At 36.1% G+C, this 22672-nt stretch carries 19 protein-coding genes and 1 other RNA gene; all 20 read right to left on the bottom strand.

From position 1 onward, the window contains the following. Nucleotides 1–23: 23 nt before the first annotated feature. The gene (locus ACFHWD_RS10280) at nt 24–1430 is read right to left on the bottom strand and encodes a sigma-54-dependent Fis family transcriptional regulator (RefSeq protein ID WP_150355920.1); all 1407 of its coding nucleotides are present in this window, start codon (nt 1428–1430) and stop codon (nt 24–26) included. A 339-nt stretch (nt 1431–1769) separates the two neighbouring features. After that, on the bottom strand, nt 1770–2336 hold the full coding sequence (locus ACFHWD_RS10275) for a 4Fe-4S dicluster domain-containing protein (protein ID WP_150355921.1): 567 nt from the start codon (nt 2334–2336) through the stop codon (nt 1770–1772). 4 nt (nt 2337–2340) lie between these two features. Continuing rightward, nucleotides 2341–3738, bottom strand: coding sequence for a [FeFe] hydrogenase, group A (locus tag ACFHWD_RS10270; protein ID WP_236035098.1), 1398 nt, complete (start codon nt 3736–3738; stop codon nt 2341–2343). A gap of 33 nt (nt 3739–3771) precedes the next feature. Continuing rightward, nucleotides 3772–4329, bottom strand: coding sequence for a 4Fe-4S dicluster domain-containing protein (locus ACFHWD_RS10265; RefSeq protein ID WP_150355922.1), 558 nt, complete (start codon nt 4327–4329; stop codon nt 3772–3774). 105 nt (nt 4330–4434) lie between these two features. Beyond that, the gene (locus ACFHWD_RS10260) at nt 4435–5190 is read right to left on the bottom strand and encodes a 4Fe-4S dicluster domain-containing protein (RefSeq protein WP_378061743.1); all 756 of its coding nucleotides are present in this window, start codon (nt 5188–5190) and stop codon (nt 4435–4437) included. Nucleotides 5191–5203: 13 nt separating this feature from the next. Then, nucleotides 5204–7003: an NADH-quinone oxidoreductase subunit NuoF gene (locus ACFHWD_RS10255; protein ID WP_150355924.1), complete on the bottom strand. Its 1800-nt coding sequence runs from the start codon at nt 7001–7003 to the stop codon at nt 5204–5206. Continuing rightward, entirely contained in the window at nt 7003–7494 is a 492-nt protein-coding gene (nuoE, locus tag ACFHWD_RS10250; protein ID WP_150355925.1) for an NADH-quinone oxidoreductase subunit NuoE, read from the bottom strand. The genes ACFHWD_RS10255 and nuoE overlap by 1 nt, the downstream gene beginning before the upstream one ends. A gap of 59 nt (nt 7495–7553) precedes the next feature. After that, nucleotides 7554–8342, bottom strand: coding sequence for a formate dehydrogenase accessory sulfurtransferase FdhD (gene fdhD / locus ACFHWD_RS10245; RefSeq protein WP_150355926.1), 789 nt, complete (start codon nt 8340–8342; stop codon nt 7554–7556). Nucleotides 8343–8345: 3 nt separating this feature from the next. Beyond that, on the bottom strand, nt 8346–8873 hold the full coding sequence (mobB, locus tag ACFHWD_RS10240) for a molybdopterin-guanine dinucleotide biosynthesis protein B (protein WP_378061741.1): 528 nt from the start codon (nt 8871–8873) through the stop codon (nt 8346–8348). Further along, on the bottom strand, nt 8851–10050 hold the full coding sequence (gene glp, locus ACFHWD_RS10235) for a gephyrin-like molybdotransferase Glp (protein WP_378061739.1): 1200 nt from the start codon (nt 10048–10050) through the stop codon (nt 8851–8853). The genes mobB and glp overlap by 23 nt, the downstream gene beginning before the upstream one ends. A gap of 12 nt (nt 10051–10062) precedes the next feature. Further along, nucleotides 10063–12201, bottom strand: coding sequence for a formate dehydrogenase subunit alpha (gene fdhF / locus ACFHWD_RS10230; RefSeq protein WP_378061737.1), 2139 nt, complete (start codon nt 12199–12201; stop codon nt 10063–10065). A 212-nt stretch (nt 12202–12413) separates the two neighbouring features. Further along, nucleotides 12414–12594: non-coding RNA, 6S RNA (ssrS, locus tag ACFHWD_RS10225), on the bottom strand. 68 nt (nt 12595–12662) lie between these two features. Further along, nucleotides 12663–13238 carry a hypothetical protein gene (locus ACFHWD_RS10220; protein ID WP_378061780.1) on the bottom strand — a complete coding sequence of 192 codons (576 nt, stop codon included), beginning with the start codon at nt 13236–13238 and terminating at the stop codon, nt 12663–12665. A gap of 88 nt (nt 13239–13326) precedes the next feature. Next, nucleotides 13327–14283, bottom strand: coding sequence for a GTP 3',8-cyclase MoaA (gene moaA / locus ACFHWD_RS10215; protein WP_150355930.1), 957 nt, complete (start codon nt 14281–14283; stop codon nt 13327–13329). Between the two features lie 34 nt (nt 14284–14317). Continuing rightward, the gene (locus tag ACFHWD_RS10210) at nt 14318–14917 is read right to left on the bottom strand and encodes a molybdenum cofactor guanylyltransferase (RefSeq protein WP_378061735.1); all 600 of its coding nucleotides are present in this window, start codon (nt 14915–14917) and stop codon (nt 14318–14320) included. Nucleotides 14918–14931: 14 nt separating this feature from the next. Next, complete coding sequence (gene surE / locus ACFHWD_RS10205; protein WP_378061733.1) at nt 14932–15645, bottom strand: 5'/3'-nucleotidase SurE; 714 nt, start codon at nt 15643–15645, stop codon at nt 14932–14934. Between the two features lie 11 nt (nt 15646–15656). Continuing rightward, nucleotides 15657–19109: a helicase-exonuclease AddAB subunit AddB gene (gene addB / locus ACFHWD_RS10200; RefSeq protein WP_229980965.1), complete on the bottom strand. Its 3453-nt coding sequence runs from the start codon at nt 19107–19109 to the stop codon at nt 15657–15659. 121 nt (nt 19110–19230) lie between these two features. Then, entirely contained in the window at nt 19231–20169 is a 939-nt protein-coding gene (locus ACFHWD_RS10195; RefSeq protein WP_150355934.1) for an SPFH domain-containing protein, read from the bottom strand. 48 nt (nt 20170–20217) lie between these two features. After that, entirely contained in the window at nt 20218–20640 is a 423-nt protein-coding gene (locus ACFHWD_RS10190; RefSeq protein WP_150355935.1) for an NfeD family protein, read from the bottom strand. Between the two features lie 71 nt (nt 20641–20711). After that, complete coding sequence (locus ACFHWD_RS10185; protein ID WP_378061730.1) at nt 20712–22634, bottom strand: NAD(+) synthase; 1923 nt, start codon at nt 22632–22634, stop codon at nt 20712–20714. Nucleotides 22635–22672: the final 38 nt, after the last annotated feature.

Genomic DNA, 22672 nt, shown 5'->3' with positions numbered 1-22672 from the left:
CCAGGAAAATTTATTTTGTAAGATCATTTTTTATTGTATGAATTCAAATCTATACCGTACTTATTTATCTTTCTATATATAGTAGCTTTACCTATCTTCAATAATTCAGATGCCTTCATGGCATTACCGCTGCAATACTTAAGGGCATTTCTAATGCACTTCTCCTCTACAATTTCCAGAGGTAAAACTTTATTTGATGGATCATCAACTGCTTTCATGTCACTTTTTGTGCTTTTTTCCATAAAATATCTTGAAGTTATCATATTGCCTTCACAAAGATAATAGGATCTCTCTACTATATTCCTGAGTTCCCTTATATTCCCTTCAAAACCATGCTGATTTAATTTTTCCACATAGGAAGAATCTATATACTTGGGCTCAGAGGGGTTTTTGATATTCAATCTATTTACAAAGTGCTGTGCTAAAAGTTCTATATCTTCTTTTCTGTCCTTTAGAGGTAAGAGGTGAATGCTCATCACATTAAGCCTGTAATACAGATCGCCTCTAAAATTTTTATTTGCTATTTCGTCCTTAAGTACTCTGTTTGTAGCTGCAATTACTCTTACATCTATAGGCTTTTCATAATTCCCCCCCACTCTCACTATTTTGAGATTGTCCAAAACCCTCAAGAGTTTGGATTGAATATCCAGGGGAAGTTCACCCACTTCATCCAAAAATATAGTTCCTCCATCTGCCAGTTCAAATTTACCAGGATTTCCTCCTCTTGATGCTCCAGTAAAGGCTCCTTTTTCATATCCAAATAATTCACTTTCCACCAGTTCTCTGGGTATGGCTGCACAATTTACAGCCACAAAGGGTCCCCCATTTCTACTGCTGTAGTTATGAATGGATTGTGCAAATACCTCTTTTCCCGTACCGCTTTTGCCTTCTATAAGTATATTGCAGTTCGTTTTGGCTGCTCTTTTAGCCAGCTTTATAATGGCTTTGACATTCTCACTTCTTGTAATTACATCATCAAAGGTAAAAGATGCCTTATATCCCACTACATTGTTTACCATTCTATGGAGCTTCCTGGTGTCCCTAATGGCAAGCACCAATCCTATTATTCTCCCCCGTAATTTCACAGGAACCAAATTTACAACACACCTTATTCTACTCCCATTTATATAAAAATTACAATCCTGTGAAAATTTGCTTTCTCCCGTAAGCACCACAGATTTTAACACATCATCCCTCAGTATTTCATTCAGGTAAGTTGTATATATAGCTTCTTCTTTTATGCCCAATATTTTAACAGCTGTAACATTAACTTTTTTTATTAAAAGATTCTCATCTGTAATTATGAGTCCATCATAGCAGCAATCAAAAATTGCCTGAAGTATAAAAGAGGATATATCGTATTCTAATATACTGTCCATATCAATTCTGCACATGTTACTTTCCTCTTGAATAAAATCGAAATTCTCCACCGTCTTATTCTCTCCTTTAAATATTTCAAGTGTAGTATTTATTTAAAGTATATCATATTTTAAGATTGAATAAAATAAAAGCAGTATCAATATGATAAATATGTTTTTTATAATATCATATTGATACTGCTTTTTATCATTATGATATTAAACTTAAAACCTACCTCATCTGCAGCCATTTTACAGCTGGCATAAAAATTGCTGTATAATATCAATGAATATACGTTTGAAAAACATTTTAATAGTTCTAGACTTAAAGACCTAAAAACTCAAGATTATTTCTAAGTAAAATGTTAAAGTACAGTTCAAAACTGTACTTTAACATTTTACTTTAAACTTTTAGCCAACCCTGCACTCATTTGCGGATTTCTTTTTTACAATATTTCCACTGTCATCATAAGTTACCAATTGAAGAGCCTGTGTTGGGCAAACTTCTATACAGGCCGGGCCATTTTTTCTTCCCCTACACAGATCACATTTATTTGCCACTATCTTATCTTTCTCCTCCTGTACGGCTTTGTCTTCACTTACTACCCTAAATCTGTTTTTTAGTGTTTTTTCTCCCTCTTCATATTCTGTAACCAACTCTATAGCTCCGTAAGGGCAAGCTATAAGACAGCTTTTACATCCTATACACATATTTTTATTCACAAACACAAGTCCCTCTTCATTACTAATTGCATTTACAGGACATACCCTTAAACACGGAGAGTCCTCACACTGTCTGCACTGTACCGGTACACTTACCTTAGCATTTTTTATTACATTCAACCGCGGGTTAAAATTTATCTTTGAAATACTGACATTAAAAAAATCTTCTCCCGAATGTTCAATGGCACAGGCAGCCTCGCAAGTCCTGCATCCTATACATTTATTTGGATCAGCCATTACAAAGCAATTCTTCATTTTTTTAATTCTCCCTTTTTCTAGACTTGTATTCTGTATGCAGCAATTCATGAGATCTATAACCCAGAGGCTCCTCTAAAAAATCTTTATATAATTTCTTTATTGCAGGGTTTTCATGTGATTTTCTAAATTTTAGCTTTGAATCATGCACATACAAACCTTCTTTTCTTTTATTATAAGCATTTTCCCTGTCGGATTCAAATATTACCTTAGGCTGGCCGCCTCCACTTATACATCCTTGAGGACATGTCATAACTTCTATAAAATGGATATGACATCTTCCATTTTTTACACTCTCCATCACTTCTTTTACATGTTTTAAGCCGGAAACAACTGCCACTTTCAGCTTAAAATCGCCTAAATCCACCTGGGCTACCCTGAATCCTTCACCGCCTCTGACCATAGTCAGATCTATTTTAGGTATAGGTTTTTTAGTGTAGAGTTCATATCCCGTCCTAAGTGCTGCCTCCATAACCCCACCTGTAGAACCAAATATAGTTCCAGCTCCAGTATATACTCCAAGCGGTGCATCAAACTCTTCTTCCTGCAGCTCATTGAAGTCAATATGGGCATCTTTTATCAAATATGCCAGTTCTCTGGTAGTTACTGCTACATCCACATCTCTATATCCACTATCCTGCATCTCATCTCTTTCACACTCAAATTCCTTACAGGTGCACGGCATTACAGATACCGTATAAATCCTGGCAGGATTAACATCGTCAACTTTTGCTCCATATGTTTTAAAAATAGCTCCTGCCATCTGTTGAGGTGATTTACAACTTGAAAGATGAGGAAGGAGTTCAGGATAAGTCTGCTCCATATACTTCACCCAGGCAGGACAACAGGATGTAAACATAGGAAGTACACCTCTTTCCGTTATCCTCTGCAAAAGTTCACTGCCCTCTTCCATTATAGTAAGATCTGCTCCAAAATTAGTATCATATACCCTATCAAATCCAAGTTTTCTCAGTGCGGCTGCCATCTTTCCAGGAGTCAAAGATCCAAGAGGCAATCCAAAATCCTCTCCCAGAGCAACTCTTACTGAAGGAGCACATTCTACAATTTTGAACACGTCCCTGTTTTTCAATATATCCTTAATTCTTTTTACTTGACTTACATTATATGCCGCAAAAAGCGGTTCATTGACATCTTCCAATAGCCCTCTGTCAAATAACCTTTTACTCATAGGAGTAGGAACTTCATCATATACGGACTCATAACCCTTGCACATCTGAATGCATTGTCCACACATTATGCATTTATCTTTGTTTATGAACTGTGGTTTACCCTCCTCTCCCTCTATGGCATCCACCGGACACACCTCTGCACACCTTCTGCAACCTGTACACAATTCTTTATCTATATTTATAATAGGAATACCTGTGAGCATATAAAACATTCCCTTCTTTCCCTAAATTTTAATAACTACCTATCAAACATCTCCATTTACTTCAAGCAGCTCCAATGCAGCCTTTACACTGCGGTCCTTCTTACTCTCCCTTGGATCCACTACTCTAAGAGCATCTTCAGGACATTCTCTGACACAGGCTGGCTCTCCGCCTTCCTCTTTGCATAAATCACATTTATAGGCTGCAACTTTAATTTTAACTCCAATTCCTCCTGTAACTATTTTGCTTTCAATTCTCGGCAGTAAATTTACCGCCCCCACCGGGCACACCAACGCACAGGTATTACATCCTATACACTTTTTCCCGTTTACAATTATACTCCCATTCTTTTCAACTATAGCCCCTACTGGACAGGAATTTGCACAGGGAGCATCCTCACAATGCCTACACTGTATCGGCATAACCGTTCCCTTATTCTGCACTAGAAATCTTCTCGGAGTTACAACACCATTCATAGTTCCAATAGTACGTCCTTGATTATTTTTCTCTCTATGCTTTGCAGCACAGGCAATTTCACAGGCTCTACATCCTATACATTTATCAGGATCTACTATTACAAAGGAATTAAGATCTGGTTTCATTTGACTTCACCCACCTTTCATTCATTTAAAACTTAACGTGTAAAATACCATTCACAATTAAAATATATTATAAAAGACAAGCTATTAGCAGGACAAATCCACACTTTATACCGTTTCAAATATATCCTTTATATCCTTAGCGGCAATTTTCTTTTTACAGGTGCTGCATAAGAGTTTTTCAGGCGGATTCATATTTAATCTGCTATAAGCATATTTTACATGTTCTTCTGTTGCAAAATATTTTCCACACAGATCACATTTTACCATTTTAAACTTCTTGCCCCATATTTTTCTCTCTCCATCCCAGTCCACCACTTTTATTGCATTTGTAGGACACACATTTGCACAGGAAGCACAACCTATACAATCAGGTGAGGGGTCTCCATAAGGAGTGGATACTTTTTTATATATTCCTCGATTGACTGTGGATATGGCACCGGCTCCAAGTTCTTTGCAGGCTCTAGCACAGAGTCCGCATAAAATACAATTTTCCTCCATGTCCAGTTTAAACCTCTTCACTCTTTTCTGTTCAACTTCAAAAGCCCTGGCAAGTTCTGCCACTTCTTTATTGGCAGGACACCTCGCCTGAAGCAGCATGACTATATTTTTTCTCATCCTTCTTATCTTATACGAATTAGTCACGACCTCTACTTCCTTACTTATAGGAAATATACAGGAAGTTACAACTTTAGAACGCCCTCTGTCTATTACCTCTACTATACAAAGCCTACAACTGGCAAGTCCCGGAAGTGCATCACTGTGACATAAGGTAGGTATATATATATTATTTCTTCTGGCCACTTCCAATATAAATTCTCCAGGTTCAGCTTCGCATATTTTACCATCTATCGTAATCTTCATATTTGCCTCCTCCTTATAGAACTTTGACAGCGTCAAATCTGCACATATTAATACAGTTGCCGCATCTCAGACATTTATCAGCATCTATTTTATGAACTTTCTTCACCTCTCCCGTAATACATTCAGCAGGACAATTTTTCCTGCAGACATCGCATCCTACACATTTATCTTCATCTATGCCAAACGTGGTAAGTTTTTTACAAACTCCTGCCCTACATCTCTTATTTCTTATATGTTCCTCAAATTCATCTCTGAAATACCTAATAGAGGCTATTACAGGGTTAGGTGCACTTTTCCCGAGACTGCACAATGATGCCTGACTGGTCATAGAAGATATTTCAAGAAGTTCCTCTATATCTCCTTCCTTGCCCTTGCCATCGCATATATCTGTCAATATCTCCAGCATCCTCTTTACTCCCTCTCTGCAGGGTACACATTTCCCGCAGGATTCCTCTGCTAAAAAGCTCAGGTAATACCTGGTTACATCTACCATACAAGTTCTGTCATCCATTACGATCATTCCACCCGAACCCATCATAGAATCTGCCTTCACCAAAGTATCATAGTCAACTTTTAGATCCAGGTATTCTTCCGGCAGACACCCTCCAGAAGGTCCCCCTATTTGGACAGCTTTAAACTTCCTGTCATTTAAAACTCCTCCGCCTATATCAAATATTATCTCTCTCAATGTAGTTCCCATAGGCACTTCCACAAGGCCGGTATTTTTAACTTTTCCAACCAATGAAAACACCTTCGTTCCCTTGCTCTTTTCCATAGTACCTATAGAATGATACCAGTCTCCACCTTTTTCAACTATTATAGGAACATTTGCCCAGGTTTCTACATTATTTAAGACAGTTGGCTGTCCCCAAAGGCCTTTTTCAGTGGTGTGTATATATTTGGCCCTGGGCTCACCCACTTTTCCCTCTATAGACGACATGAGAGCAGTCGACTCACCGCATACAAATGCTCCTCCACCCCTTACTATCTGTATATCAAAGGAAAAATCACTTCCAAGTATACCTTTACCAAGCAAATTTTCTCTTCTCGCCGCATCTATGGCCTTCTGCATATTCTCTACAGCAAGCCCATATTCATCTCTTATATAGGCAAATCCATTGGTTCCCCCTACTGCGTAGGCACAGAGAATCATACCTTCTATTACACTGTTTGGATCTCCTTCCATTATGCTTCTGTCCATAAAAGCCCCTGGATCCCCTTCATCACCGTTACAGACTACATATTTAGGTGTAGTGTCAATATCAGCGGCAGTTTTCCATTTACGTCCTGTGGGAAATCCCGCTCCTCCTCTTCCTCGAAGTCCTGATTTTGATATCTCCTCAAGCACCTGTTCGGGTTTCATGGTATTGATAGCTTTCTTTAGAGCTCTATAACCTCCTCTTTCAACGTAATCTTCAATACTAGTAGGATCTATTTCTCCCACATTTCTAAGAGCAATTTTATTCTGTCTTTTGCAAAACTCACTTTCCTTGTGATTTCTGAGCCTTTTTTTAGTGGAAGTTTCAAAATAAAGCAGCTTATCTATAATCTCACCATTGACAAGAGTTTTCTCAACAACATTTCCTACATCCCCAACTTTAACTTTAAAATACGCAATATCGTCTGGATATATTTTAAGCACAGGACCTTTTTCACATAATCCATCACATCCCGTAGCCTTAAGCACAACATCTATATTTGAATTTTCATTCAATTTGGCTATCTGTGATTTAAGCTCTTTATATACCTCCATACTTCCCTTAGCTAAACAACCTGTACCACAACACACATTGACAATCTTTTTATCACCCATTATTTCCCACCCCTATACTCACTGAGAATTTCACGGACCGACTTTGGAGTCAGATTTCCATAATACTTTTCATTTATCATCATTACAGGTGCTATAGCACAGCAGCCTATACAGTTGACTGTATTTATAGAAAATTTTAAGTCTTTGGTAGTTTCCCCTGGTTTAATTCCTATTGCTTTTTCAAGTTCGTCCATCACAATCATGGATCCTGCAACATGACAGGCCGTTCCATCACATACTGTTATTATATTTTCTCCCTTTGGAGTGAGACTCAAAGCTTTATAAAAAGTAGCCATACCATATAACCTACTAAGAGGAGTCTCCAGATATACAGCCAGGTTTTCCAGAGCTTCTCTGGGTATATATTTATATTTTTTCTGTATATCCTGAAGTATTGCAAGGGTATACCGCTGCTCCTTAGGATATTTTTCAATTACATCCCGTGCAGATAGATCACCGCTTTTTAAACCTTGTTTCAATACATTCTCCATTTTAAATTTCACCTTCCTTTAATAATATTTTAATATTCGCTAAATTGTCCCTATGCCAGTTATATTATTCGCTGGGGATTTGTATATACATTCATTCTCCTCTCCCTTACAAACCCTACTAAGGTGACATTTAAGGCCTCAGCAAATTTTATTGAAAGATACGTAGGTGCAGATTTTGATATCACTATTGGAACTCCAAATCTGGCAATTTTAAACACCATCTCAAAGGAAACTCTGCTGCTTACAAATAGTATCTTATCCTTTAAATTAATACCCTCCATAAAAGCTTTCCCCAATAATTTGTCCACAGCATTGTGCCTGGCTATGTCTTCACAAATGGATACTATATTGTATCCATCACAAAGAGCAGCACAGTGAACTCCACCGGTATTTCTAAAAGCATCAGAGTAAGACAGACTTTTTTTCATTAAATCATAGATTATTTCTCCCTTTACATGGACATTTTCGTTTTGTATTCTCCCTATTTTAAGAGAATTCATTATATGTGAAAAAAACTCAGTGCTGTCTTGCTCATTAAAATTATGGGGAAGTACTTGTTTTAAGTAGTTGGAAGTATCTATATCTTCACAATTTAAAAGTACTTCTGCCCTTCCCATTTTCTCATCTATTTTTACAGATTTAACTTCGTCATAGGATTTTATAATCCCATGAAAAATCAAAAATCCTACAGTCAATTCCTCAAGTTTTTCCGGTGTACACAAAAGCACAGTTAGATGCCTTCCATTTACAAATATATTTAGGGGATATTCACATATGGCCAATTCATCCACAACTTTGCTGTGTTTCCCATCATACTTGCTCACCTTGATTTGAAATGTCTTGTCCATACTTTACCCCTCCATAAAATTTGTTTCAATAAAATCCGTTATTTCTTCTATGTTATTCAAATCCAGTACAGGTATATCCAGCTCCATATTTTCATCACTGGCAACAGCTGCAAAATTCGTAAAATCACCACTGCAGTTTCCATAGATCAGCGTTGAATTTACAGACTTTCTATAAACCTCTATCTTGGGAAACGTATTATTCTTAAACCCTTCAACTATTATAATATCCACATCTCGAAAAAACTCCAAAAGTTTCTCTATGCTCTCCCTTTCTTTGGTTTTTTTTATCATGGCCACCTTACTGTCTGAAGCAATTACAACATTGTCCGCTCCAGCTTCAGCAAACCTATAAGTGTCTTTTCCCGGATGATCTATCTGAAACTCATGCACATCATATTTTATAACACCTGCTTTATATCCTCGTTTTTTAAGACTCTTTATTACTCCTTCTATCAACGTAGTTTTTCCCGAATTAGAACCAGCTGAAATTATAGAAACAACGGGCTTCCTATTTAAATATGAATTTGCCATTTAAAATATCTCCAGCTCTTACAGACTTAATTCCCTTTTTAATAATTATCACACCATTTGAACGGGTCAATGTAAAAAGTGCATTTGAGCTCTGCATTCCAGTATTACGTGCATAATACTTTCCGTCTTTTTTTTCTATGTTCACATATATATAATTATCTCTGTCACCTTTTGACTTAAAATCATCCTCTAAAATCACAGGAAACTCATCATTTATTACATCCTTTCTGCCCATCATTTTCTTTACAGCTGGTGCTGCAAAAATTTCAAAAGTATTTATAACAGATAGAGGATTTCCAGGGAGTCCAAAAAACAGTTTATTTTTGAAAGTGGCAAAAGTAACCGGCTTGCCAGGTTTCACTTCCACAGATGTAAACTTTATATCCGCCCCTATTTCATGAAGAACATCTTCTATAAAATCATAATCCCCTACGGATACACCGCCTGAGGTTATGACTATATCCCCTTCTTCAAGTGCATTTTTTACTGCACCTAGAATTTTTTCCTTTTGATCCTCAACTATTCCATAGGATTTTACACTTACATTTAAATTCTTACTTAAAGCCACGAGAGCATATTCATTACAATTTCTAACCTTTCCCTCAGTTATCTTGTCATCTACACCCACAAGTTCATCACCAGTGGTTATAATTATAATTTTAGGTTTTCTATAACATTGAACCCTGCCATATCCTAGAGAAGCCAGCATCCCTATTTCTGAAGGCCTTAAAAATGTTCCCCTTTCAAAAACAGAGTCACCTTTTTTTATTTCTTCCCCTTCCATCAATACATTTTTTCCCTCACAGACTTTTCCACAGACTTCAAGTTCATCTTTACAGGTCTTCACTTTCTCAATCTGAATAACTGCATCTGCACCTTTTGGTACGGCAGCTCCTGTCATTATCTTTATAGCTTCTCCCTTTTTTATCTCAGTTCTAGGAACATCTCCTGCTTTTATGGATCCAACAATTTTAAACTTTGACTGTCCTTCCCCAGTATCAGTGCTCTTTAAAGCATATCCATCCATAGATGACTTATTAAATGGAGGTAAATTATCTTTTGAATTTATATTTTCCGCCAGTACCCTGTTCAAAGCTTCATTCAGTGGAATCGTTTCACTTTCAAGTAATGATGCATTATCTAATACTACATCTAAAGCTTTACATAATTTTATCAAAATATATTCCCCCTATTGTACTTTTGCTCCCATCTTTCTCTTTATTTTATCATATTCTTCTTTTACGTATCTTTCCGCTTCTATTTGATCTTCTATAGCCTCTATTTTAACGGCACAATATTTTAACTCTGGAGTTTTCGACACAGGATCAAGATTATTAGAGGTAAGCTCGTTACACGCACCTATCCACCACTGATACGTCATATAAACTGCACCTCTGTTTACCCTCTCTGTCACCAGCGCCCTGGCTAAAACAGAACCTCTTCTGGAGCTTATTCTCATAATCTGTTCATCTTTTATCTTAAATCTATCTGCATCCTCAGAATTAATCTGCACATATCCAGGTTCATCTGCCAGCTGCTGAAGTGCCCTACAATTACCGGTCATGGTTCTAACAGAATAATGCCCTGCTTCCCTTACAGTGGAGAGAACCAGTGGATATTCTTCATCTACAGATTCTACAGGAGGCCTCCATTCCGCAGCAAAAAGATTTCCCCTGCCTGTTGACGTATTGAATTTATTGCCTTCATATAGATAAGATGTACCTGGATGATCTTCTGAAGGACATGGCCATTGAATTCCTCCCAGTTTATCCAGTCTTTCGTAGGTTACCCCTTTAAAATTAGGACATAGATTCCTGAGTTCATCCCATATTTCCTCCGTATTATCATAGTGCATAGGATACCCCATGGCAGAGGATATTTCGGAAATTATCTGCCAGTCAGGCTTAACATCTCCCTTAGGTTCTACTACTTTTCTAAACCTTTGAAACCCTCTATCCGCACAGGTGAATACACCCTCATGCTCTCCCCAGGAAGTAGCCGGTAAAATCACATCTGCATAAAGACAGGTTTTATTCATAAAAATATCCTGAACTATGACAAATTCCAATTTCTCCAATGTCCTTCTCATCTCTTCGGAATCAGGATAACTTTGAACCAGATCCTCTCCCATTATATAATACGCCTTTAACTTATTTTCTTTAAGAGTCCTGCGGGGAACTTCTGTCAAATGACACCCTATTTTATTTGAAAGCTTGACCTTCCAGGCTTTTTCAAATTTACTCTTGATTTTATCATCAGTTACACTCTGATACCCAGGATATACATTGGGAAGTACTCCCATGTCACAGGCGCCCTGAACATTGTTCTGACCTCTAACCGGCCCTATTCCCACATTAGCCCTTCCAAAATTTCCAGTCAAAAGTGCCAGTGATGCCAATCCCTTGACCACATCTACAGCTTGTGCAAACTGACAAACTCCCATTCCATAGAGTATCATTGCATTTTTAGCACTAGAATACATTTCCATAGCTTTTACTATATCCCTGGCATTTATATTGGTGATTTTTTCTACATACTCAGGAGTGTACTTTTCCACTATTGCACTGTATTCTTTAAATCCGCTGGTATGATCTTTAACATACTCTTCATCATATAATTTTTCATTTATAAGTGCATTTGCAAAACCATTTACAAGAGCCATATTAGTTCCATTCTTTATAGGCAGCCAAAGATCAGCTATTCTTCCTGATTCAGTTATACGTGGATCCACCACTATAACTTTTGCACCCTTCTGCTTTGCATTAACTATCCTTTTGGCAACTATAGGATGTGAAGACGCCCCATTGTAACCAAAAATAAGCAGTAAATCAGTATCATCTATTTCATGTATTCCATTTGACATAGCACCATTTCCTAAAACACGAGCCAGACCGGCTACAGAAGGAGCATGTCAGACTCTGGCACAGTGATCTACATTATTGGTTCCCACTGCTGCTCTCATAAATTTTTGCATAACATAGTTTGCTTCATTTCCCGAACCTCTGGCACATCCTGTGCCCATTATTGAATCGGGACCATATTTTTCTTTTATGTCCAACAATTTTGAAGCCGTAAAATCAATAGCTTCCTTCCAGGACACTTCTTCCAGCTTATTATTTTTTCTTATCATAGGTTTATTTAAACGAGCTGTTAAAATCTTGGGATCATTCAAAAAGTCCCAACCAAAATATCCCTTTAGGCACAGTGAACCATCATTCGTCCTACCATTAGCTGGTTCCGCCTTAATTATTTTATTATCTCTTACATATAAATAAAGGTTACATCCTGCACCACAATAGGGGCATACTGTTAAAATTTTTTTATCCATATCCATTCCCCCAAACTTTATATATTAAAAGTTTATTATATAATTTTATTTCTATATAAACAAATTTTTAATATATTCTCATTTTAAAATATTCAGAATTTGAAGTCAAGCTTATTTTCATTTAAACTCTTAATTTATCCAAAACTCATAAATTTAAATTATAAAAAAGAGAGATTTTAACATCTCTCTTAAACTTTATAATTTCATAGATTACATCATCCAAAATACCGTTAACTTTATTTTGACACCTATGTTTCCACAGGTGGATGTCCTCACAGATGTTTCCATCCTCCTACAGCCAATTGCTTAGGGTACATGTACTCATCTAAATTTTGAACTTCCGTTTCTCTAATGTAGGTTCAAAACTAAAGCCTGCGTATATCTCAGAATCCTTACTATATTCTATTTATTAACATAAATTATACACTAATAAATTTATTATGTCAATTCTCGAGGAAATATCAGAACATCGCATCTTTACTGGGTTTATTTTTTATTATGTTTCCTATTTTCTCTATTATTTCCTGAAAATCATCATTGAAATTGTTTTCTATAATTATGTCAGCCTGATCTATAACTTTACCTGCTGATTTTTTTATTTGACAATACCGAGTATTTTTTATCATGATAAAAACACCGGGATTAACAACAGTTCGCAAGCTATTTGATTCACATACTATAATGGCATTTTCAGGTATACGGTCTATAAAGTTCTCAAATCCTTCATATATATTACCCTCCAGTGTCTTCAGCCAGTAAACTCTATCCGCTCCTGCAGCTAATAATAAAGATGTATCCTTATTATTTGATGCATTCAATTCCTCCGTTATTTGAAAATTCCCCTTTAAGCTTGAACATGCCCCGCAGCCTTCTCCTCCACGTATACATTTTCTATTTTTATCGTGAATAGTTGTTACTTTTAAACCCACTACCGATCCATTTAATTTATATCTATTTATTATTAAACTAGCAAGAGTAGTTTTCCCGCTATTTCTAGCAGTTGAACCAATCAAAATCATATTGGGTACATTATGCATTCTGGTCACTGCTCAACTCACCTCACTATCAATTATTGAACTATCATCCTAGAAAGCTATTTGTCACAGAAACATATAAATTCTATCATTACCCCCCTATAGCTGTCATATTTCTCTTTATATACTTTCCATTCTCCAGATCATGCTCTTTAGGTTTGTTCTTAATTAAGTTAACTATTATTTCCCTTAAGTCTTCCTCATTTCTCAATGCTGATCTCAGATCTATCTCATCATTTGAAAGAAGACAACGTTTAACCTTACCATCTGCTGTCAATCTAACTCTGTTGCAATTTTTACAGAACTTATGGGAAACAGGACTTATGAGCCCCACTCTCCCTTCTCCACCGGGTAATTTATAATAATTAGCCGGCGATGAAACATCCTCCTTTGTGACCTCCTTTAATTCTTTAACTTTCTCTAAAACCGTTTTATTGGATATAAATTTATTCAGTGACCAGTCCTTTGTCTGTCCGATGGGCATAAGCTCAATAAATCTTACATCTATTTTCTCATATTTTGTTAGATTGACAAAGCTTTCTATTTCACTGTCATTAAACCCGCCGATCAAAACCGTGTTTAATTTTATCGGTGCAAGTCCCACTTTCCTGGCTTCTTCAATTCCCTCAAGAACATCTTTCAGGCATCCTCCTCTAGTTATATCATGGTATTTTTTTTCATCTAAAGTATCCAGACTCACATTTACCCTGTTGAGACCTGCACTCCTTAAATTCCCGGCATATTTTTTAAGAAGTATTCCATTTGTAGTCATGGCAAAATCTTTAATTCCATTTAGCTTGCCTACGTTTTCAATTAAATTCAGGATGCCCTTTCTGATCAGGGGCTCTCCTCCTGTTATTCTCACCTTATTTACTCCCAATGACACAAAAATTTTCGCCAGCTCATATATTTCCTCCAGCCTCAATATCTGATCACGTTGTATTTTTGTTATACCTTTTTCAGGCATACAATACCTACATCTGAGATTACATAAATCTGTAATAGATATCCTCAAATAATTTATGTTTCTTCCATACGAATCTATCATATTATTCCTCCATTATATATAGACTAATGCATTTTTAATCATCTAATGAGTTAATATATTTATCTAAATCCCTTTTAGTATTTATGTTTAGAAACATATTCCAGTCTGGGCTGTACCTTCTTGCTTCTTGCTCTTCTATATAGAAAGTATTTACTTTACTAGTTAAACAAACTACAGCTCTGCAATTTTTTAAAAGGAGATTTTCTATATTTTTAATCACACTTCTAGAATAAAAAGCATTAAAATGTTCCAGCCTATTTCCCACTTTAGTTATACATGCATCTACATCTAAGTTCCTTATTTTTTCCTTCATATGTCTTATATAATCAATGTTTATATTCGGCATATCACAAGCTACGAAATACACATACCTGCTGCTGCTCTTCTTGAGTCCAATATGAATCCCACTCAACGGACCTTTTTGTTTTATTTCATCGCAAACTATCCTGCATGAACTGCCTGCATACCGTTCTGGTTTATTCGTAACTATAATAATATCATCAAATTCTTTTTTCAATCTGTCAACCATGATTTCCAGCAGTCTTTTTTCATTTATCTTTATAAATTGTTTATCAAATCCCATTCGTGAACTCTTTCCTCCTGCCAGTATCACAGCTGTTTTAAACTTTTCCATAGTTCCTCTCTTCTTTAAGACATTTTAGAAAACAGTTCTGCAACCTGTTTCACTATATTATAATTTGTCAAGTCATAATGCAGTGGAGTCAGAGTCACATAACCATCATTTATATATTTCACATCTGTAGTTTCATTACACTCCTTTGAATCCATACCTTTCCTCTTATATTTAAATCCCATATTACAGACCTTTATACCCTTTATTTTCTCTATTGGCAGGAGGGGAACGTTTAAATTCAAGACCACATCATCTTTTTTATATCTGCCCCTAATTGTAGAAAATACCTCCAAGGCATACTTTGCTGCTATATTATAATCGTAATTGCCGCCTTTGGTATCCAAAGATACCGCCATAGAAGGAACCTTACAGATAGCTGCCTCAATAGCTGCAGAAACTGTCCCGGAATACAGTACATCTATACCCAAATTAAACCCATTGTTTATTCCGGAGATTACCATGTCTATTTTTTTATCCTCTATTTTATTTAATCCCACCCTCACACAATCTGCAGGAGTTCCATTTATACTATATGCTTTTGAGTTAATCCCTGGAATTTTTACTTCCTCTGCAGTTAAAGATCTATCAGTGGTTATCGAATGTCCGCTTCCACTCCTCTGCATGTTCGGAGCAGCAACTATAACTTCATTATCCTTTTCAAAACATTTTGCTAGAATATGCAAACCTTCAGCATCTATTCCATCATCGTTAGTGAGTAATAATCTCATATCTTATCCTCCTATTTATGAACTTCATTTTCAATGTCCTTCCATATCTCTTCGTCATTTTTATCCTTTATCACTTTGTACCTATTACCCTCTATAGAAATATCAAATTGACAAATTGCCGAATAAATACAGTAACTACAGGCGCTTCTATTTTTGTTCCTATATGGAGTAATCTCTATATTTCCCTCCAGCATCTTCTCGCATAATTTTTCTATAGTACCCCTCACATATTTTCTAAGAAGCTGAAATTGCTCAGCAGTTGCCAGAGACGAATTTGATTTTGAAAGAGTGCCATCCTTTTTTACAGAAGCAGGTATAATATTTGAAGATCTTTCCATATCCTTATCCATCTTTTTGATAATATCCGGATCACTCAGAAGCAGTCCGTTCATCCTCAAACTCTTAACTATTCTCTTTTCTATCTCACCCTCTGATATATCACTCGATGATCTTATTATAGGATCGTCTAGTTTAAAATACAATATGCCTGCAGGAATGGCATCTACATTAACTCTTTCATCTAATTCTGTAAGTATGGCATCTAAATATATTAAAAGCTGCATTTGAAAGCCATAATATATATCGGAAAGCTTAAACTCTTTAGTACCTGATTTATAATCTATTATTCTAAGATATGTCACGCTGTCCTCTTCCATGGTATCCACTCTGTCAGCTCTTCCCACAAGACTAACTTCTTCACCGGAATGAAGTTTTATTGAAATAGGCGGAAAATCACCTTTATATCCAAAGGATAGTTCATATGCCTTGGGCTGAAATTCCCCCCTCTTCATATGCTGTGTTATAAGCCACAGGGATCTTATAAGAATTCTTTTTATTCTATCCGTAAGATGTCTGTACCTTCTAGAGCTATTTAATACAGAACGGGGTTTATCATTTAAGGCCTTATCTACTATATAATTTACATTTTCTTCGCACCATTCTTCGTCTATATCTTTCCATGTCAGATTTTTCTCCTTTAAATCTACAGAAAATTTTTGGAGTATATCATGCATAAAACTCCCAAGATCCGGTGGACTAAAATTATACATTTTCCTTTCCTTAACTTGGAGTCCATATTGTACAAAATATGCAAATGGACACTGGGCATATTTTTCCAGCCTTGAAACACTCACTGTTAAATGCCCTCCATAAAGTTTTCTCACCTTACCGGTATCTATAATTTCCACTTTATTATTATAGGAAAATCCATTTAAAACGCCTTTTAATTTTTCATTCCACCGATTATCTCTTCTATACCACCTGTACACATCTATCCAAATAGGATTTATAGAATCACTATGGCCTATATTTTTTCTTATATTCAAAATCAACTCATTAAAAGTAGCTTTAGGTGTATTTACAGCTTCTATACTCTCTTCATCTCCTGCAGCATCCATCACATTACTTTCTTCCTGTAATTTTGGGAAAAGCTTTTTTATGATGGATATTACAATAGAAGGTCTTTTGGTCTTCCCCTCTCCGTCGCTCATGGAATAGCTCAATTTTAAATATTTATCCACTGCAGTCAGTGTAGTGTATACTAGAAACTGCTCCTCCAAAGCTCTGCTTCTGGTATTTTCTTTCAATTCCAATCCCCTTTCCCTGAGCAGATCTCTGTCTTCATCTGTAAAAATTCCATCTGAAGGTATAACAGCGGGAAAAATGCCGTCATTCACCCCTACAATATAAAGGGCCCTTATATCATGACTCCTGAGTCTGGTTACACTGCTTACTAAAACCTGATCCAGCGAAGGCGGGATCACTCCTATTCTATACTGTAAAAAGCTATTCATTAACATCTCATTAAAAGCTTCCATTCCAAAAGCTTCATCTCCCCTGGAATCCACTATTTGATCCAGTACATCCACCACTATATCCCATATCTGGCTGTACTCATTGGCTTTATCCAATTTGGAATTATCTTTAAAATCTTCTATAAGTTCCTTTATTTTTTCAGGGATTTTCAATTCACAGAGAAAATCATAAAGACCCTGGCATATCTGTACTCCCTTTTTTTTACCTTTTATAGCAGCTGAAAGTTTGAGTATGGGCTCTCTCACCTTGTCTCTTATGGAGTTTATTCTATTTAAATACTCTGCCTCCTCTTCAGATATCTCCTTTTCAGAAACATCATAATTCATTCTAAAATCCCAGGGTTCAGATTGAGTCCACCTTTTTCCTCTTATTCCATTTGCAAGGACATAGTTTTCCAGCATATCTATTTCATCAAATTCTAAATTCAAAATTCCTGTTTTCAAATATCTAAATACAGATTCATAGGACCAGTTTTTAGACAATATTTCCACAGCAGAAACTATCAAAATTATAATAGGATTATTTACAATTTCTCTCTTCTTATCTATAAAATAAGGTATGTCATATTCATTGAACACTGCTTTTATCAAACTTTCATATCCATCTAAATCTCCAGTTACAACTGCAATATCTCTAAATCTAAGGCCTTTATCTCTACATGCCTTTACAATATCTCTGGCGGTATGTTCTATTTCAGTATATTGGTTCAATGCTTTGTATATACCTATATCTTTAACTGATCTATCGTATATCCTATAGGGATAGGAAAACAAATAATCTTGAAGATGCTGGAGTTCAGGATTTTCTCTAAACCTGTGACAGGGGCTGCAATTTAAAACAATAGGTCTATCATAGGTTATATTGTTATCTTTAGCAATCTGTAAAAGTTTTTTCTCTGTAATCCTGGTGGGCAAAAATAAATCCATGCTTTCGGCAGAAGGATTTTTTTCTCTTCCTTCCATACATAGAGTTATATTGATCCTATATGACTTATGCATGATTTTTTTCAAGATCTCATATTCCTGGGGAGTAAAGCTGAAAAATTCATCCACCCATATTTCCGCATTGTCAAACATTTTGGATTCATCCAGTTTTTCGCTGAGCATGTTTAAGGTATCTTCCAAATCCAGATATTTTTTATGGAGTATATTCTCAAATTCAGAGAAAATTATGGCAATATCATCTAATTTGTTTCCTAAATTCACATTTTCCACTTTATCTACACTTTCTTTTAAAAGCATAGGAGATATTTTGTATCTTTTCAATTCAATTATGGAATCAGATATCAAATTTATGAACCCCTTCTCTTTAGAAGCTTTGCCAAATACTTTTAATCTGTCTCTATTTTCCTCTATTATTTTATATAAAAGTATACTCCTGCCTGCATCATTTATATTTTTTCTAGTCCCTCCTCCTACTTCACTAAGAACCCTTTCCGCCATCCTTCTAAAACTGAGTACCTGGGCTTTCAGCATACCCCTTTCCCCAATTGCCTCTATTAATTTTTTTTCTGCCTGAAAGGAAAACTGCTCGGGGACTATAATTATAAGCTTCCTGTCACTTCCATCGTATATCCTATTCTTTATACTGCTCAAGCAGTAGTGGCTTTTTCCACTGCCTGCCCTGCCATATATGAATCTAATGCTCATAAAGCTACACCGCTTTCCAAAAGTTTAAGGCTTGAGTTTAAATGTCATAGAGGATTTCCAGTATATGCCGAAAATCCTCATCAATTGTGAACTGTAGACTGTATATCGTGAATTGTCTAAATTATTTTCTCTGAAGCATATCTGCTATTGCTGCCATATTTCCCAGAGAAGACACCGCTTCGTTGGGAAGGATAAGCTTGTTTGCTGGATTCTTAGCCATTTCCTTTAAGGCCTCTACTTGTTTCAAAGCTATTACCCTCTCATCAGTACCTGAATCTATTATGGCCCTGTTCACAAGATCAATGGCTTTTGAATCTGCTGCTGCTACGGATTCTATGGCCTTTGCCTTACCTTCCGCTTCCAGTATCTGAGATTGTCTAAGTCCCTCTGCCCTTCTTATATTTGCTTCTTTTTCAGCTTCAGCCTGCAGTATCTTAGCCTGTTTTTCTCCTTCTGCCCTGGCTATATCACTTTGCTTTTGCCCTTCTGCCTGAAGTATTACAGCCCTTTTATCTCTTTCAGCCTTCATCTGTTTTTCCATGGCCTGCTGTATTTCAGCAGGAGGCATGATATTTTTAATCTCCACAGACAGTATCTTTATTCCGTAGGCATCCGTAATATCATCCACTACCCTTAAAAGTTCACTGTTTATCTTATCTCTTCCTGAGAGCACCTCATCCAAAGTCATATTGCCTACAATATTTCTCATATTGGTAATAGTTGAAAAAATTATACCTGCCCTGTAATCTTCTATATTGTAGATAGCATCTTTAGGACTCAATACTCTATAGAATATGACATTATCTATGGAAATTTTTACGTTGTCCTGGGTTATGACACTCTGCGGCTCAATATCAAGTATCTGCTGTTTAGTGGAAACCTTCCTTCGTACAAAGTCCGCAAATGGAATTATAAAATGCCAGCCAGGCTGCAGAACTCTATGAAATTGTCCAAACCTTTCTATAATGGTCACATATCCCGTATTTACAATTTTAATAGAAGATATCACAGCAGCTAAAATAGCTATGAGAACAACCAGAATAAGAATTTTACCTATCATAATTACATCTCCAATCCATATAATATTTATTTTTAAACCACAATAAACTTACAATTTTTTTATAATCAACTTATTTCCTTCCATTCCCACTATCTTTATTCTGTCACCTTTTTTAAGTACATATTCCCTGTTTTTTATATTCCAGTAAACTCCATCAACTTTTACTCCATTATTTTTCACCATTTCTTCATCTACCACAATATCTTTGCCAATATAGGTTTTCTCTCTGAGCGGTGTAGGTTTTACAGATTTTTTTATATTTTTTTTCACTATTGGATAGCATATTATCATAAGTACTGTGCTTACGACCACAAAGACTATAAATTGTACTAAAAATGAATAATTCAATATTTGTGCTATAATAGCCCCAATAGCTCCAATCGTAAACCATATAAACAAAAATGCACTGGTCACTATATCTACTGTCAATGCTGCTGCTCCAATTACAATCCATAAAATAAGGTTAAACATACAATCCTCCTTTTATCATTCTATAATACAATGATACACCATTATATGCAATTAACAAAGTATAAAGTTCTCTAGTCCTTAATTATGGAGTCCACCCACAATTTATAGCTTGCATCCGAAGGCATTCTCCAATCTCCTCGTGGAGACAAGCTAACTGTACCCACTTTAGGACCGTCGGGAATTGCAGAACGCTTGAACTGCTGGGTAAAAAACCTCTTTATAAATACATCAAACCATTTTTCAATAACCTGACTGCTGTAATCATTTTTATAAGCCTGTTTAGCTAAAAACAGTATCTTCTGCGGAGAATAATTCAATCTCACAAAATAGTATAAAAAGAAATCGTGAAGTTCGTAAGGCCCTACTATATCTTCTGTCTTCTGGGATATTTGTCCCTCTTTATCCTTGGGCAAAAGTTCAGGGCTTACTGGAGTACTTAGTACATCTATTAAAATATCCGATATGTTTTGAGAAGTTTCCCTGTCTGCCACATATCTTACCAGGTATCTCACTAGTGTTTTAGGTATAGAACAGTTTACTCCATACATGGACATATGATCTCCGTTATATGTACACCATCCAAGAGCCAATTCTGATAGATCCCCCGTGCCAATTACAAGCCCTCCCTCTTTATTGGCTATATCCATTATAATTTGAGTTCTCTCTCGTGCCTGAACATTTTCATAAGTTACATCATGTATACGCCTATCATGGGAAATATCCTTAAAATGCTGGGTGCATGCATCTACTATGTTGATTTCCCTTAATTCCGTACCCAAATTTCTACATAAGCTCACCGCATTATTGTAGGTTCTATCAGTAGTCCCGAATCCCGGCATAGTTACAGTTATTACATTTTTTCTTGGAATTTGAAGGATATCAAAAGTTTTGACTGTCACCAGCAGTGCCAGTGTAGAATCCAGACCTCCAGATATACCTACCACGGCTTTTTTCAAATTAGTATGACTTATTCTCTTTCCAAGAGCTGCAGTCTGTATGTTGAATATTTCTCTGCACCTTATCTCCCTTTCATTCTTATTGTCAGGTACAAAAGGATGTTTTTCAACTCTTCTGTTGAACTCACCATAATCCATATTTTCAAATCTAAACTCTATGTTTACCGGTTTGTGTGAAAATTTTTTTACATTATCTCTAAAACTCACATTTTTCAGGCGCTGACTTTTTAATTTGTCTACATCCAGGATTGCAGTTATAACCTCATTTTCTCTTTTAAATCTATTATTTGAGTTCAGCAGAACGCCATTTTCTGATATGCACAAGTCACCGCTGAAAACCAAATCCGTAGAGGATTCAAATACTCCCGAGGATGAATATACGTAAGAGCACATACCCCTGGCACTTTGGGAACATATGAGATTCCTCCTGTAGGAAGACTTGCTTACAACTTCATTTGAAGCAGATAAATTTCCCAAAATATTTGCCCCCATAAGACAGAGATAACTGCTTGGAGGTATTACTGCCCAGAGATCTTCGCATATTTCAAAACCAAACCTGAAATCTCCACAGGTAAATATTAAATTCACACCAAAGGGTATATTCTTTTGAAAATAAAAATCAATGCTTTCGTCTATGACATCTATTCCCTCTGTAAACCATCTTTTTTCATAAAATTCCTCATAATTGGGGATATAGCTTTTAGGAACAATCCCCAAAATATTTCCCTTAAATACTATACATGCACAGTTATACAGGCAGTTATTGTATACAATAGGTGCTCCTACTGCTATTAGAATATCTTTCCCTTTAGAATAATCACACAGCTCCTTCAAAGCTTCCAGCGTCATTTTCAAAAGGAGCTGCTGCTCAAAGAGATCTGCACAGGTATACGAAGTTATGGAAAGTTCAGGAAATACCACAAGTTTTGATTTTTCCACCGATGCTTTATCTATACAATCCTCTATGTTTTTCAAATTAAACTCTATGTCCCCTATATTCGTCAGCGGGCAGGCCGATGACACCCGTATGAAATTCATTATATTTTACCTCCTATTGGCTTTTTATATCCGAGCTA

The sequence above is a fragment of the Clostridium sp. MT-14 genome, assembly GCF_042436595.1.
Taxonomy (GTDB): domain Bacteria; phylum Bacillota; class Clostridia; order Clostridiales; family Clostridiaceae; genus Clostridium_B; species Clostridium_B aromativorans.
The sequence above is the reverse complement of the archived record's forward strand: the minus strand, read 5'-3'. Positions and strand labels throughout refer to the sequence as shown.

What these genes read in the sequence shown, in the direction of transcription:
- ACFHWD_RS10275 (WP_150355921.1), bottom strand. Translation starts at nt 2,336, where the DNA reads ATGAAGAATTGCTTTGTAATGGCTGATCCAAATAAATGTATAGGATGC.
- ACFHWD_RS10270 (WP_236035098.1), bottom strand. Translation starts at nt 3,738, where the DNA reads ATGTTTTATATGCTCACAGGTATTCCTATTATAAATATAGATAAAGAA.
- ACFHWD_RS10265 (WP_150355922.1), bottom strand. Translation starts at nt 4,329, where the DNA reads ATGAAACCAGATCTTAATTCCTTTGTAATAGTAGATCCTGATAAATGT.
- ACFHWD_RS10260 (WP_378061743.1), bottom strand. Translation starts at nt 5,190, where the DNA reads ATGAAGATTACGATAGATGGTAAAATATGCGAAGCTGAACCTGGAGAA.
- ACFHWD_RS10255 (WP_150355924.1), bottom strand. Translation starts at nt 7,003, where the DNA reads ATGGGTGATAAAAAGATTGTCAATGTGTGTTGTGGTACAGGTTGTTTA.
- nuoE (WP_150355925.1), bottom strand. Translation starts at nt 7,494, where the DNA reads ATGGAGAATGTATTGAAACAAGGTTTAAAAAGCGGTGATCTATCTGCA.
- fdhD (WP_150355926.1), bottom strand. Translation starts at nt 8,342, where the DNA reads ATGGACAAGACATTTCAAATCAAGGTGAGCAAGTATGATGGGAAACAC.
- mobB (WP_378061741.1), bottom strand. Translation starts at nt 8,873, where the DNA reads ATGGCAAATTCATATTTAAATAGGAAGCCCGTTGTTTCTATAATTTCA.
- ACFHWD_RS10220 (WP_378061780.1), bottom strand. Translation starts at nt 13,238, where the DNA reads ATGCATAATGTACCCAATATGATTTTGATTGGTTCAACTGCTAGAAAT.
- moaA (WP_150355930.1), bottom strand. Translation starts at nt 14,283, where the DNA reads ATGATAGATTCGTATGGAAGAAACATAAATTATTTGAGGATATCTATT.
- ACFHWD_RS10210 (WP_378061735.1), bottom strand. Translation starts at nt 14,917, where the DNA reads ATGGAAAAGTTTAAAACAGCTGTGATACTGGCAGGAGGAAAGAGTTCA.
- surE (WP_378061733.1), bottom strand. Translation starts at nt 15,645, where the DNA reads ATGAGATTATTACTCACTAACGATGATGGAATAGATGCTGAAGGTTTG.
- addB (WP_229980965.1), bottom strand. Translation starts at nt 19,109, where the DNA reads ATGAGCATTAGATTCATATATGGCAGGGCAGGCAGTGGAAAAAGCCAC.
- ACFHWD_RS10195 (WP_150355934.1), bottom strand. Translation starts at nt 20,169, where the DNA reads ATGATAGGTAAAATTCTTATTCTGGTTGTTCTCATAGCTATTTTAGCT.
- ACFHWD_RS10190 (WP_150355935.1), bottom strand. Translation starts at nt 20,640, where the DNA reads ATGTTTAACCTTATTTTATGGATTGTAATTGGAGCAGCAGCATTGACA.
- ACFHWD_RS10185 (WP_378061730.1), bottom strand. Translation starts at nt 22,634, where the DNA reads ATGAATTTCATACGGGTGTCATCGGCCTGCCCGCTGACGAATATAGGG.